Genomic DNA, 12447 nt, shown 5'->3' on the forward strand with positions numbered 1-12447 from the left:
CTCCCCTCCGCCTCCCCCGCCGATCAGAGCCGCTCGGCACCCTGGGAGTCGGCAAGCGCCGCCCACCGCCCGCCGGCCCCCGCCGTCCGTCCCGCACTCCGGCGACCGGCTGACGGACGCCCGATCCGGGGGTTGACATGAACACTAAGAAGGACAGGGCGGGGAGGGCCGTGGCCGGGCTGCTGCTCGCCACCGCCGCGACGGCCCTGGCCGCGCAGCTGCGGCACCGGCGGGAGGCGCTTCTCCAGGAGAGACGCCTGGAGATCGAGGAGCTGGCGGACCGCCGCAAGGCGCTGGCCCACCAGCAGCGCATGCACTGGGAACTGCTGGCCAGGGCCATCGACGACCCGTCCCTCGCCGCCGTGATCGACACCTACGACCAGTCCATCCCCGCGCAGAAGCGGCGGCAGTTCTTCTACGCCAACGCCTGGTACACGCACCTCTACCACCTGTATCTGGCGGGCATCCTGGACCGCGAGGAGCTGTACACGTACCTGCGGGAGTTCTTCCAGAGCCCGCTCTTCCGGGAGTACTGGGAGGCCTCGCGCACCCAGCGGTCGACGATCCGGGAGTCCTCGGAGGAGGCGGGCATCGGCCGGATGATCGACGGCCTCGTCAACGATCTGGACGAGGCCGACACGGACGCGTGGTGGGTGGTGGGGCATCCGCCGTCGGACTGAGCACGGGCCGCGGCGAGCACGCCGTCCGCCGTCGGACCGCGTACCGGCCCCGGCGCGAAGACCGTCCGGCGCCGGACCGGCGCCGACGACACGCGCGATGTCACTTTCGCCCAACCGGGCCCGCGCGCATCACGTTTCCCATACGGTTCTGCCCTCTGTGTACACCACCCGTGTAAGGACCGGTAACCCCTTGAAGATCGTGCGCCGCATCGGTGTGCCCCCGAGTGCCCGAGGCAGCAACTCCGGCGCGAACTGCCCGGATGTGTTCGAACTCAGTGACGGCAACTTCGCCGTCGTCGGCACCGAGGCGACCGAGGCACTGGACGGCGAACTGCCCGCGGACGCGTCGCGCGCGGACTACGAACGCATCGTCGTGGTCAGCCGCGAGACCCTGATCCGCGCCAAGGCAGACATCCCCGACGCCTGATCCCGCGCAGTCCCCCGCACGAGCCCGGGTCCGACCGAGGACCCCCTCCCCCGCGTCTCCGGCCGCGCACGACCTGTGGGCGGGCCGGACCACCCGGCGAGCAGCGCGGCACCCCGTCCCTGCTCGGTCCCCACCGATGAGGCCTGGCGCCGGAACGGCACCAGGCCGCACGCGTGTCCGGGACCGGACCGAAGCCGCCCGGACCGTCCTGCCGTGGCCTCTGGACTTCCTGAATCTGGACTTCCTGAACCGCTGTTCTCGCGGCCTCCTCAGGCCGCCGCGACCGGCTCCGGTGCCTCCGGGCCGACATAGCGCGCCGCGGGCCGGATGATCTTCTTGTCCTCCGCCTGCTCCAGGATGTTCGCGCTCCAGCCGACGACCCTGGCCGCCGCGAACGTCGGGGTGAACATCTCCCGCGGCACACCGCACAGTTCCATGACGACACCGGCGTAGAACTCGACGTTGGCGTGCAGTTCCCGGCCGGGCTTCAGCTCCGCGAGGATCGCCTCGACCTGCCGCTCGACCTCCACCGCGAACGTGACGCGCGGCCCGCCGAACTCCTGGGCGATCTCGCGGAGCATGCGCGAGCGCGGGTCCTCGGTGCGGTACACGGCGTGGCCGAAGCCCATGATGCGCTCGCCCGCCAGGACGCGTGCGCGAATCCACGGGTCGACGCGGTCGGGGGTGCCGATCGCGTCGAGGGTGTCGAGAGCCCGGCTGGGCGCGCCGCCGTGCAGCGGCCCGGACAGGGCGCCGACCGCGCCGACCAGGGCGGCGGCCACGTCGGCACCCGTCGAGGTGATGACCCGGGCGGTGAACGTTGACGCGTTGAAGCCGTGATCAATGGTCGAGATCAGATACTGCTCGACGGCCCGCGCCCGGCGCGGTTCCGGCTCGTCGCCCGTCAGCATGTAGAGGTAGTTCGCGGCGTAGGAGAGGTCCTCGCGGGGCTCGACGGGGGTGAGTCCCCGGCCCAGTCGGTACAGCGCGGTGAGCAGGGTGGGGACGGCCGCGGCGGCGACCAGGGTGTCCGAGAGGCGCTGTTCCGGGTCGGTGTCGTAGACCGGGCGGAAGCCCCGCGCCGCGCCCAGCAGGGAGAGGCCCGTGCGCAGGCCCGCGAGGGGGTCGGGGCCGGTCGCGGCCCGTGCGCCCGCCGCGGCGACGGCCGGGAGGGCCGCCGCGACCTCGCCGGGCAGGCGGCGCAGGGCCGCGGTCCGGGCGGCGAAGTCGGCGGAGCGGCGGGCGTCCGGGAGGTCGCCGTGGACGAGGAGGTGCCAGACGTCCTCGAAGGAGCGGCCGCGCGCGAGATCGACCGCGGAGTACTGCCGGTAGTGGTAGAAGCCCTCGCGCCCCCGGACGTCGCCGACCCGGGTGTCGGCGACGACGACGCCCGCGAGCCCGCGGGGCACCTCGGAGCGGGTGGCCTCGGCCTTGTTGACGGACATGATTCCCTCCTAGAACTTGATTCGACTGTCCATGATTGAGGGAATGACGTCAATATATTGATGCAATCAATGCATGCAGCTTCTGGATACGGTGATCCCATGCTCGATCAGGAACCCGGCCCCGACGCCTCAGGACGCCGGCTCAGCACCCGGCAGGCCGCCGACCTCCTCGGCGTGAAGCCCGAGACGGTGTACGCGTACGTGAGCCGCGGGCGGCTCAGCAGCCGCCGGGTGCCCGGCACCCGGGGCAGCACCTTCGACGCCGACGAGATCGAGGCACTGGCCCGCAGCAACCGGCGGGAGAGCCACACGGGCGGTGGCGTTGGCGGCGCCGAGGACCGGGGGGCCGCACCGGCCGTCCGCACCGGCGTCACGCTCATCGAGGACGACCGGTTCTACTTCCGCGGGGTCGACGCCGTGGAACTGGCGGCCCGGCACTCCTACGAGGAGGTCGCGGAGTGGCTGTGGACGGGGCGGATGCGGGCGGGCGTCGCCTTCGACGCGCCGCGCGCGTCCGTCGAGGCCGCCCGGCGCGCGGTCGGCGCGCTCCCCGAGCACACCGGCCCCGCCGACCGGCTGCGCGTCGCCACGATCGCCTGCGCGGTCACCGACCCGCTCCGCTTCGACCTGTCCGAGGACGCCGTGCTCGGCACCGCGCGCACCCTCATCCCGACCCTCGTCGCCGCGCTGCCGCCCAAGGTGCCCACCCACCGGGACGGCGCCTCCCTGGCGCAGCGCCTCTGGGGGCGGCTCAGCTGGCGGCCCGCCGCCGAGTCCCCCGTGCACGTCCTGGACGCCGCGCTCGCCCTGCTCGTCGACCACGACCTCGCGGCGTCCACCCTCGCCGTGCGGGTCGCGGCCAGTGCCCGCGCGCACCCGTACGCGGCCGTGTCGGCCGGGCTCGGCGTCGTCGAGGGGCATCTGCACGGCGCCGCCGGAGGCCTCGTCCACCGGCTGCTCCTCGACGTGCTCGACCGGGGCTCGGCGGGCCCCGTGATCGCGGAGGAGCTGCGCGCGGGCCGCCGCGTCCCGGGCCTGGGGCACCGCCTCTACCGGGGGGAGGACCCTCGCGCGCGGGCCCTGTTCGCGCTGCTGGCGGACGTCCCCGCCGCGGCACCGGCCCTGGCGGCGGCCCGCGACGTCGAACGGACGGCCGCCCGGCACGCCCCGCTGCACGCCAACGTCGACCTCGCGCTGGCCGTGCTCACGGCGTCCTGCGGGATGGAGCCCTCGGCGAGCGAGACCGTCTTCGCGATCGCCAGAACGGCCGGCTGGATCGCGCACGCCCAGGAGGAGTACGGCGAGCGCCCCCTGCGCATGCGCCCCAGCGGCCACTACGTCGGCCCCCGCCCACCCCGCCCGCTGCCCTAGGGGACCGACCGACCGCCCGTCGCCCCGGAGCACCGACCGCCCGCACGTCGCCCTGGAGAAACAGGTCGGCCGCCGCCCTGGAAGGCCGTTCGGCAGGCGGCCTGGAAAACCGCCCGACACCTCGTCGCCGTACCCGCCTGATCACAGCGCGTCGACCGGACCCCCCTGATCAGGCACGACATCCGCGGGCCGCACGCACCTCCCGCACGGGCCCGCACACGTGAACGCCGGACACGTGCCCCACAGCAACTCACCACCTGTCAAGTCAGGTTAGGCTCACCTCCGTGAGTACGTGCACGACCGTCTCGCGGGACCTCGACGAGCCCATGTCCGGGACCGCGGCCACGGCAACGACCTGGCTGCTGCTGGAACAGCCCGGCCCCTGGGGCGCCAAGGCGCTCACCTCCAGCCATCTGGACCCCGTGCTGGGACGCGCCCTGGAGGCCGCGGCACAAGGCACCGGCGTACGCGTCGTGCTCATCCGGCGCCCCGGCCGCCACGCCGACTTCGGCACCCCGCCGCTGCGCCGGGTCTACGCCGCCCACACCGTCCCCGGGCGGGTGTGGATGCGCGGCGCGACCACCCACGAACCGCACCGGCTGCTCGGCCTGGACTTCGCGGCGCTCGGCCGGGGCGACCACCGGTCGTTCGACACCGTCCTCGACGGCCGCGCCCACACCGGCGACCCCTTGGCGCTCGTGTGCACCAACGGCAAGCGGGACCGCTGCTGCGCCGTCCTCGGACGCCCGCTCGCCGCCGAACTGGCCGCGTCGGACGTGGCGGGCGTCTGGGAGGTCACCCATCTGGGCGGTCACCGCTTCTCCCCGACCCTGCTCGTCCTGCCGTACGGCTACGCCTATGGCCGGGCCGCCGCCCACACCGTCAAGGAAGTCCTCCACGGCGCGCAGGAGGGGCGGATCGTGATCGACCGGTGCCGGGGGAACTCCGCCTGGGACCGGCCCGGCCAGGCGGCCGAACTGGCCGTGCGCGCGGCGACCGGCGAGGACACCGCCGAGACTCTCTCCGTCGTGCACACGCGCGGGACGGCGCAGGGCTGGGAGGTGACCGTCGCGCACGTCGACGGACGGCACTGGCGGGTGACCGTGGCCCAGACCGCCGCGCTGCCGCCCCGCCCGGAAAGCTGCGGGGCGGCCGTCCTCGGCACGCCCGCCCGCATGGAGGTCGTGGCGGTCGACGAGCTGACGCCCGCGGCGCCCGCACTGGCGGCACCCCTCACCCCGGCGGCCCTCGCGGGCTGATCCGCACCGATCAAGGTTGATCAAGAGATCCACGCCACACACCTCTACGGCTCGGCGGGCCCGTCCACGTACCTTCGTGGGTATGAGCCCCACGCCCCCCGCCCGCCGCCTGCGCCTCGGCCTGCCCCGGCGCGCGTTCTCGCAGATCCTGCTGATGCAGCTGGCGATCGCCGCGGGCGTCGTGGTGCTCGCCACCGGACTGTTCCTCGCCCCGCTGAGCGACCAGCTGGACGACCAGGCGATGCGGCGCGCGCTCGCCATCGCGCAGACCACGGCGGCCGTCCCGCAGATCGCCGACGACCTGCGGAGCACCGCGCCGACGGTCGACGGGCCTGTGCAGCGGGAGGCGGAGCGCATCCGGGCGGCGAGCGGCGCCGAGTACGTGGTGGTCATGGACCTGCGGGGGGTGCGCTGGTCCCACACCGACCCCGGCTCGATCGGCCGCCATGTCTCGACGGACCCTAGCCGCGCTCTGGCGGGCCGTGAGGTCATGGAGATCGACGACGGCACCCTGGGCCGCTCCGCGCGCGGCAAGGTGCCCCTGCGCGACACCGACGGCACGATCATCGGGGCGGTGTCGGTGGGCATCGAGTACGACAGCGTGCGCGCGCGGCTGATCCACGCCATCCCCGGCCTGTTCGCCTACGCGGGCGGCGCGCTCGCGGTCGGCGCGCTCGCCGCCTGGCTGATCTCGCGGCGGGTCCAGCGGCAGACCCGTGACCTGGCCTTCTCCGACATCTCGGGGTTGCTCGCGGAGCGCGAGGCGATGCTGCACGGCATCCGGGAGGGCGTGGTCGCCCTGGACCGGCGCGGGCGGGTGCGCCTGCTCAACGACGAGGCGCAGCGTCTCCTGGGCCTCGGCGAGGAGACCGTGGGCCGCACGCCCGACGAGGCGCTCGGCGAGGGCCGTACGGCGGACGTCCTGGCGGGCCGGGTGACGGGCACCGACCTGATCGCCGTCCGGGGGCGGCGTGTCCTGGTCGTCAACCGGATGCCGACCGACGACGGGGGCGCGGTGGCCACCCTGCGGGACCGCACCGAGCTGGAGCAGCTCGGCCGGGAGCTCGACTCCACCCGCGGCCTGATCGACGCGCTGCGCGCCCAGGACCACGAGCACGCCAACCGTATGCACACGGTCCTCGGACTGCTGGAACTGGAGATGTACGAGGACGCCGTGGAGTTCGTGGGCGAGGTGGTCGGCGACCACCGGGCCACGTCCGAGCAGGTGGCGGAGAAGATCGGTGACCCGCTGCTGGCGGCCCTCCTGGTCGGCAAGGCGACTGTCGCGGCGGAGCGGGGGGTGGCCCTGGGCGTGTCGGACCGCAGTCGGCTGCCCGACCGGCTGGTCGATCCCCGCGGACTGGTGACCGTCGTCGGCAATCTCGTGGACAACGCCCTGGACGCGTCCGCCGGACGTCCGCACGCGCGCGTGGAGGTCGAGATCCGCGCCGAGGGCCGTACGGTCGTCCTGCGGGTGCGGGACACCGGCCCCGGCGTTCCGGCCGCGCAACGTGAAACGATCTTCACCGAGGGCTGGTCCACCAAGACACCGCCGGCCCACGGCAAGCGCGGCATCGGCCTCTCCCTGGTGCGCAGGCTCGCCGAGCGGCAGGGCGGCAGCGCCACCGTCACCGAGGCGCGGGGCGGGGGCGCCGAGTTCACCGTCGTCCTGCCCGAGGCGCTGCCGGAGACCGGGCCGCGACCGGCCCTGACCGCACCCGCGCCGGGCACCGCCGGGGAGGAGCAGCGATGATCGAGGTCCTCGTCGTGGACGACGACGTCAGAGTGGCCAAGGTCAACGCGGCCTACGTCGAGAAGGTGCCGGGGTTCCACGTCGTCGCGCAGGCGCACAGCGCGGCCGACGCGCTCGCCCGCCTGGAACCGCCGACCCGGATCGACCTGGTGCTGCTCGACCACTACCTGCCCGACGGGACCGGCCTGGAGGTCGTCCAGGAGATGCGCCGCCGCGGCCACCAGGCCGACGTGATCATGGTGACGGCCGCGCGCGACGTCTCGACGGTGCAGGCGGCGATGCGCCAGGGCGCGCTCCAGTACCTGGTCAAGCCGTTCAACTTCGCGGGTCTGCGCGGCAAGCTGGAGGCGTACGCGACGCTGCGCCGCACGCTGGACGGCGGGGGCGAGGCCGAGCAGGCGGACGTCGACCGGATCTTCGGCGCCCTGTCCGCGCCCTCGGAGCCCGGACTGCCCAAGGGCCACTCCCCCACCACGGCGGAACTCGTGCGCCGCTCCCTGATGAACGCCGAACAGCCCCTGTCCGCCCAGGAGATCGCCGACCGCACCGGCGTGAGCCGCCAGACCGCGCAGCGCTATCTGAAGCTCCTGGAACGCACCGGGCGGGCCACACTGACGCTGAAGTACGGCGACGCGGGCCGCCCGGAACACCGCTACGCGTGGGCGACCCGCGCCTGAGGACACGGCCCGTAGGGCGGGGGAAGGACCGCGCCCTCCCCCGGCAGTACGTACGCCATCCCGGAACGGCTCGATCCGCTCCCCGCTCCCCCGTACACGCGACCGGACCTGGCGCGCGGCACCGGCCCCGCACAGCCACGGCGACGGGGCCGCCCGCGTCGCCTAGACGGCCCCCGCCCCGGTCAGCGAGCGCACCTCGGTCTCCGCGTGCCGGGCCTCGTCGGGGACCTCGGTCGAGGTGACCGTGCCGAGCCAGCCCGCGAGGAAGCCCAGCGGGATCGAGACGAGCCCCGGGTTCTGCAACGGGAACACGTCGAAGTCGGCGCCCGGGACCAGCGACGCGGGCGTCCCCGACACCACGGGGGAGAGCACGACGAGGAGCAGGGCCGGGATCAGTCCGCCGTACACCGACCAGACGGCGCCGCGGGTGGTGAAGCGCCGCCAGAACAGCGAGTAGAGCAGGACCGGGAGGTTCGCGGAGGCCGCGACGGCGAAGGCGAGGCCCACCAGGAAGGCGACGTTGAGATCGCGGGCGAGCAGCCCGAGGGCGATCGCGACCACGCCGACGCCGACGGCGGCGATCCGGGCTACGGCCACCTCGCTGCGGGGGGTGGAGCCCTTGCGGCGCAGCGTGGCGTACAGGTCGTGGGCGACCGACGCCGAGGAGGCGAGGGTGATCCCGGCGACCACGGCGAGGATGGTGGCGAACGCGACGGCCGCCACCACGGCGAACAAAACCGTGCCCCCGGTGGAGTCGGCGCCGCCGCCCAGGTCGAGGGCGAGCAGTGGTACGGCGGTGTTCCCGGCCGCGTTGGAGTCGCGGACCGCGTCCGGGCCGACGATGGCGGCCGCGCCGAAGCCGAGGACGATCGTCATCAGGTAGAAGCCGCCGATGAGGCCGATCGACCAGACGACGGACCGGCGGGCGGCACGGGCGGTGGGCACGGTGTAGAAGCGGGACAGGATGTGCGGGAGCCCGGCCGTGCCGAGGACCAGCGCGAGTCCGAGACTCATGAAGTCGAAGCGGGCGGTCCAGTCGCCGCCGTACTTGAGGCCGGGGGCGAGGAACGCCGCCCCGTGCCCGCTGCGGTCGGCCGCCGTCCGCAGCAGTTGGTCGAAGTCGCCGTGGAAGCGGACCAGGACGAGCACGGTGAGCGTGACGGTGCCGCCGAGGAGCAGGACCGCCTTCACGATCTGGATCCAGGTCGTGGCCCGCATGCCGCCGAGGGACACGTAGATCACCATGAGGGCGCCGACCCCGATGACGGCCCAGACCTGCGCCGCCGCGCCGGTGCTGCCGAGCAGCAGCGCGACGAGACTGCCCGCGCCGACCATCTGCGCCACCAGGTAGAGCACCGACACGGTGACCGAGGAGGTGCCCGCCGCGATCCGGACCGGGCGCTCGCTCATCCGCGCGGCGACCACGTCGGCCAGCGTGAACCGGCCGCAGTTGCGGACCAGTTCGGCGACGAGGAGCAGGACGACCAGCCAGGCGACCAGGAAGCCCACCGAGTACAGCAGCCCGTCGTAGCCGAAGAGCGCGATGAGGCCCGAGATGCCGAGGAAGGAGGCGGCCGACATGTAGTCGCCCGCGATGGCGAAACCGTTCTCCATCGGGGAGAACAACCGGCCGCCCGCGTAGAACTCCTCGGCCGAGCCCTGCTTGCGGCGGCTCACCCAGGTGGTGATGCCGAGCGTGAGCGCGATGAAGGCGCTGAACAGCAGCAGTGCCAGTGTCTGGTGGTCGTCGGTCACGATGCTCCGCCCTGCGCCTCACGGGTCAGCTGCTGGGTGTCCCAGCGCAGTTCGAGTGCGGCGCGGTCCCGGCGCAGCCGCGCGTGCCGGGAGTACGCCCAGGTGAGCAGGAAGGTGGTGAGGAACTGCCCGAGCCCGGCGAGCAGCGCCACGTTCACCGCGCCCACCACGGGGCGGGCCATCAGCCCGGGTGCCGTGGTGGCGGCCACGACATAGCCGACGTACCAGAGGAAGAAGCCCGCGGTCGCCGGGATCACGAACCGGCGGTACCGGCCGCGGACCTCCTGGAAGGCCTCGCTGCGCTGGACTTCGAGGTAGACGCGGGCCGTCGCCCCGACGGCGGACGACGACGCCCGGCGCGCGGGCGGGACCTCGGCGGCGGTCGGCGGCGGGCCGCCGGACTCGCCCCAGCCGGTGGCGAGTGCGTCGTACCAGGGGTCCTCGTACGGGACCTTGTCGGGCATCTCGACGAACGCCGGTCCCCCGTCCGGCTGGTGTGTGCCCGTGTTCTCGGGGCCGGTCCCACCAGCACGGACACGGCCTGTACTTGACTGCATGCCCAAGCATGGACAGATCGGGAGCATCCCCGACTCTTCTTCCGGCGGTCTTCACCCCATCAGGTGACCAGCACCGTCACGGTCCGTGAGGGTCACGCCTTCGGCGGACGCACCAGCCGGTGCGCGTACGCGTAACGCACCGCCCCCGCCCGGTCCTTGAGCCCCGTCTTCGCGAACAGGTTGTTGATGTGGGTCTTCACGGTCGCGGTGGAGACGTGCAGCCGACGCCCGATCTCCTGGTTGTTGAGCCCCTCGGCGATGAGGACGAGGACCTCCGTCTCCCGCAGGGTCAGCCCGTCGGGCGGGGGCGCCGGCACCGCAGGTTCCGGCTCGGGGGCGGACAGCCGCTCCAGCAGCCGCCGCTGGACGCTCGGTGACAGTCCCGCCTCCCCCGACAGCACGCTGTGCACGGCCCGCACGATCTCGTCGCCGCCCGCGTCCTTGGTGAGATAGCCCCGCGCGCCCGCCTGCAACGCCGGGAACAGCGACTCGTCGTCACCGAACGTGGTGAGCACCACGACGTGCGTGCCGGGGTGCTCCGCCCTGATCCGCCGGGTCGCCTCGACCCCGTCGCAGCGGGGCATCCGCAGGTCCATCAGCACGACGTCCGGGGCGAGTTCGCCGACCAGACGCACCGCCTCCTCGCCGTCCGCCGCCGCGCCCACCACCTCGATGCCCGGCAGCAGCCCGAGCAGCATGACGATGCCCTCCCGGACCACGGTCTGGTCGTCGGCCACCACGACCCGGGCGGTCCTGTCCACCGCCTCCTCGGTCATACCGGCACCTTCAACGTCACCACGAAACCTTTCTCGCCCGGCCCCGCGTGCAGCGACCCGCCGAGCAGCTCGGCACGCTCCCGCATGCCCAGCAGACCGTACCCGCCGCCGGCGGCCGCGAGTTCACCCGGCGGACCGCCCGAGTCGCGCACGTCGAGCGTCACTTCGTGCGGCCCGTACTCCAGCCGCAGGCTGACCCGGGCGCCGGGCGCGTGCTTGCGGACGTTCGTCAGGGCCTCCTGGGCGACCCGTCGCACGGCCTGCGACGCCTCCGCCGACAGAGGTGTGCGCGGGCCGTCGACGGTGACCTCCGCGCCGTCCGCGGACCGCACCAGGTCTCTGAGGAACTCCTCCAGGGGGGTCAGCTCTCCGCGCAGGGCGGAGAGCGCCTGCCGGGTCTCCTCCAGCCCGTCACGGGCCATCCCGCGGGCCGCCACCACCCGGTCGAGGATCTGTCCGCGGTCGGCGCCCCGCTCGATCAGCAGGCGGGCGGCCTCCAGGTGCACGAGCTGCGCGGAGAGGCTGTGGGCCAGCACGTCGTGGATCTCCCGGGCGATCCTGGCGCGCTCGGCGAGCGCGGCGGTCTCCGCCTCGGCGGCGCGCGCCGCTCTCTCCTGGGCCAGCAGCCGGTGGGTCGCGCCCCGGGCCTCCGCGTCCAACCGGAGCGTGTACCCGGCCAGGGCCATGCCGCCCACGCTGATCCAGGTCCACAGCCAGTCGCCGCCGTCGACCACCGCGTAGGTCGCGAGGCCCGTGGCCGCCAGCGGGAGCCCGGCCGCCAGTGGCAGGCGCTCCAGCGCGGCGAAGGCGCAGCCGCACCACAGGACGGCGGCCGGTCCGTGGGAGCCGAGGGCCTGCGCACCGGCCCCGAGAGCGAGGAGCGCCGTGAGCAGTGCCACCGAGGGCCACAGGCGGTGGCGGAGCGTGGAGCGCCAGTACGCCCAGACCAGTGCGGCGGCTGCCAGGACCCCGGCCGCGGCGGCCAGGACGGACCAGCCGTGGAGGTGAGCCTGGCGGAACGCGCTCCACAGCAGCACGCCGATCACCAGCAGCCGTACGACCCAGGCCAGCAGGCGCCTGCGCCCGGAGAGCCCCTCCCGTCCGAGCGCCTCCCGGGAGGGCCAGCGCGTCAGGGCGTACTCGGTCACACGCGCTCCTTCGGGGTGGACCCGACCACGCCGTCACCGTACGCCGCGACGGGTCCGGCGGCACCGGCGGCCGGGGCGAGCTGCCGCGCGCGCCGGGTCACGATCCCGGAGCGGATCAGCAGCGTCGCGGCGAGGGCCAGCAGCAGGGCGGCGCTGTCCTGGTGGATGCCCGCCGCGGCGCCGAGGGCGAAGAGGGCCACGCGCAGGCCTATGCCGAGGACCCAGACGGCGACGGTCGCCTTCGTGCCCTTGCTCCACACGGAGCCGTCCGGCTCGGTCCAGACGCGGGTGGTCCGGGCCCAGCCGAGGCCCATGGCCGCGCCGACCAGGAGTTCGGCGCCGAGGAGCGCGGCGGCCGCGGTGTGGTGGTGCGGGTCGAGCAGGTCGGGCTCCCGCAGCGCCACGACGGCCAGGATGCCGGGCAGCAGCCACCACCGCCGGTCCGTGTCGACACGGGCGGCGCGCAGTTGCCGCGCGATCACCCATGCGGCCACGGCCAGGATCAGCAGTGCGTTGACGAGCCCGGACATGTCAGACATCGCAGCCTCCGTGCGAGGGGTGCGCGGAACGCGCAGGGAACGGTCGGTGGGCGGCGGCGA

General features: G+C 74.1%; 12 protein-coding genes. 6 read left to right on the forward strand and 6 right to left on the reverse strand.

Features of this window, described 5'->3' with window-relative positions:
* The first annotated feature begins 137 nt into the window (after window positions 1–137).
* Both ACIQPQ_RS25440 and ACIQPQ_RS25445 read left to right on the forward strand, forming a co-directional pair.
* Window positions 138–680, forward strand: coding sequence for a DUF6082 family protein (locus tag ACIQPQ_RS25440; protein WP_401307635.1), 543 nt, complete (start codon window positions 138–140; stop codon window positions 678–680).
* A 190-nt stretch (window positions 681–870) separates the two neighbouring features.
* The gene (locus ACIQPQ_RS25445; protein WP_383771896.1) at window positions 871–1107 is read left to right on the forward strand and encodes a hypothetical protein; all 237 of its coding nucleotides are present in this window, start codon (window positions 871–873) and stop codon (window positions 1105–1107) included.
* Between the two features lie 269 nt (window positions 1108–1376).
* On the opposite strand, the gene ACIQPQ_RS25450 is transcribed toward ACIQPQ_RS25445, so the two are convergent.
* On the reverse strand, window positions 1377–2552 hold the full coding sequence (locus ACIQPQ_RS25450; RefSeq protein ID WP_401307639.1) for a citrate synthase: 1176 nt from the start codon (window positions 2550–2552) through the stop codon (window positions 1377–1379).
* A gap of 99 nt (window positions 2553–2651) precedes the next feature.
* On the opposite strand from ACIQPQ_RS25450, the gene ACIQPQ_RS25455 reads away from it, so the two are divergent.
* From ACIQPQ_RS25455 to ACIQPQ_RS25470, 4 genes are all read left to right on the forward strand, one after another.
* Window positions 2652–3923 (forward strand): citrate synthase, encoded by a 1272-nt coding sequence (locus tag ACIQPQ_RS25455; protein ID WP_401307641.1) that lies wholly within the window; start codon window positions 2652–2654, stop codon window positions 3921–3923.
* A gap of 284 nt (window positions 3924–4207) precedes the next feature.
* Window positions 4208–5182, forward strand: coding sequence for a sucrase ferredoxin (locus ACIQPQ_RS25460; protein ID WP_401307644.1), 975 nt, complete (start codon window positions 4208–4210; stop codon window positions 5180–5182).
* An 82-nt stretch (window positions 5183–5264) separates the two neighbouring features.
* Complete coding sequence (locus ACIQPQ_RS25465; RefSeq protein WP_401307647.1) at window positions 5265–6935, forward strand: ATP-binding protein; 1671 nt, start codon at window positions 5265–5267, stop codon at window positions 6933–6935.
* Complete coding sequence (locus ACIQPQ_RS25470) at window positions 6932–7612, forward strand: response regulator (protein WP_401307650.1); 681 nt, start codon at window positions 6932–6934, stop codon at window positions 7610–7612. The genes ACIQPQ_RS25465 and ACIQPQ_RS25470 overlap by 4 nt, the downstream gene beginning before the upstream one ends.
* A gap of 162 nt (window positions 7613–7774) precedes the next feature.
* Here ACIQPQ_RS25470 and ACIQPQ_RS25475 read toward each other — a convergent pair whose 3' ends face one another.
* From ACIQPQ_RS25475 to ACIQPQ_RS25495, 5 genes are all read right to left on the reverse strand, one after another.
* Entirely contained in the window at window positions 7775–9367 is a 1593-nt protein-coding gene (locus ACIQPQ_RS25475; protein WP_401307653.1) for a cation acetate symporter, read from the reverse strand.
* Entirely contained in the window at window positions 9364–9924 is a 561-nt protein-coding gene (locus tag ACIQPQ_RS25480; protein ID WP_383771775.1) for a DUF485 domain-containing protein, read from the reverse strand. The genes ACIQPQ_RS25475 and ACIQPQ_RS25480 overlap by 4 nt, the downstream gene beginning before the upstream one ends.
* 92 nt (window positions 9925–10016) lie before the next feature.
* Window positions 10017–10700: a response regulator gene (locus ACIQPQ_RS25485; RefSeq protein WP_383771773.1), complete on the reverse strand. Its 684-nt coding sequence runs from the start codon at window positions 10698–10700 to the stop codon at window positions 10017–10019.
* Window positions 10697–11848, reverse strand: a complete 1152-nt coding sequence (locus tag ACIQPQ_RS25490) for a sensor histidine kinase (protein ID WP_401307658.1) — start codon at window positions 11846–11848, stop codon at window positions 10697–10699. The genes ACIQPQ_RS25485 and ACIQPQ_RS25490 overlap by 4 nt, the downstream gene beginning before the upstream one ends.
* Window positions 11845–12378, reverse strand: coding sequence for a DUF1453 domain-containing protein (locus tag ACIQPQ_RS25495; RefSeq protein ID WP_401307925.1), 534 nt, complete (start codon window positions 12376–12378; stop codon window positions 11845–11847). The genes ACIQPQ_RS25490 and ACIQPQ_RS25495 overlap by 4 nt, the downstream gene beginning before the upstream one ends.
* Between the last annotated feature and the right edge of the window lie 69 nt (window positions 12379–12447).

This window comes from Streptomyces sp. NPDC091281 (assembly GCF_044757425.1).
In the GTDB taxonomy this organism is placed as follows: Bacteria; Actinomycetota; Actinomycetes; order Streptomycetales; family Streptomycetaceae; genus Streptomyces.

What these genes read in the sequence shown, in the direction of transcription:
- ACIQPQ_RS25440 (WP_401307635.1), top strand. Translation starts at nt 138, where the DNA reads ATGAACACTAAGAAGGACAGGGCGGGGAGGGCCGTGGCCGGGCTGCTG.
- ACIQPQ_RS25465 (WP_401307647.1), top strand. Translation starts at nt 5,265, where the DNA reads ATGAGCCCCACGCCCCCCGCCCGCCGCCTGCGCCTCGGCCTGCCCCGG.
- ACIQPQ_RS25455 (WP_401307641.1), top strand. Translation starts at nt 2,652, where the DNA reads ATGCTCGATCAGGAACCCGGCCCCGACGCCTCAGGACGCCGGCTCAGC.
- ACIQPQ_RS25485 (WP_383771773.1), bottom strand. Translation starts at nt 10,700, where the DNA reads ATGACCGAGGAGGCGGTGGACAGGACCGCCCGGGTCGTGGTGGCCGAC.
- ACIQPQ_RS25470 (WP_401307650.1), top strand. Translation starts at nt 6,932, where the DNA reads ATGATCGAGGTCCTCGTCGTGGACGACGACGTCAGAGTGGCCAAGGTC.
- ACIQPQ_RS25495 (WP_401307925.1), bottom strand. Translation starts at nt 12,378, where the DNA reads ATGTCCGGGCTCGTCAACGCACTGCTGATCCTGGCCGTGGCCGCATGG.
- ACIQPQ_RS25480 (WP_383771775.1), bottom strand. Translation starts at nt 9,924, where the DNA reads ATGCAGTCAAGTACAGGCCGTGTCCGTGCTGGTGGGACCGGCCCCGAG.
- ACIQPQ_RS25450 (WP_401307639.1), bottom strand. Translation starts at nt 2,552, where the DNA reads ATGTCCGTCAACAAGGCCGAGGCCACCCGCTCCGAGGTGCCCCGCGGG.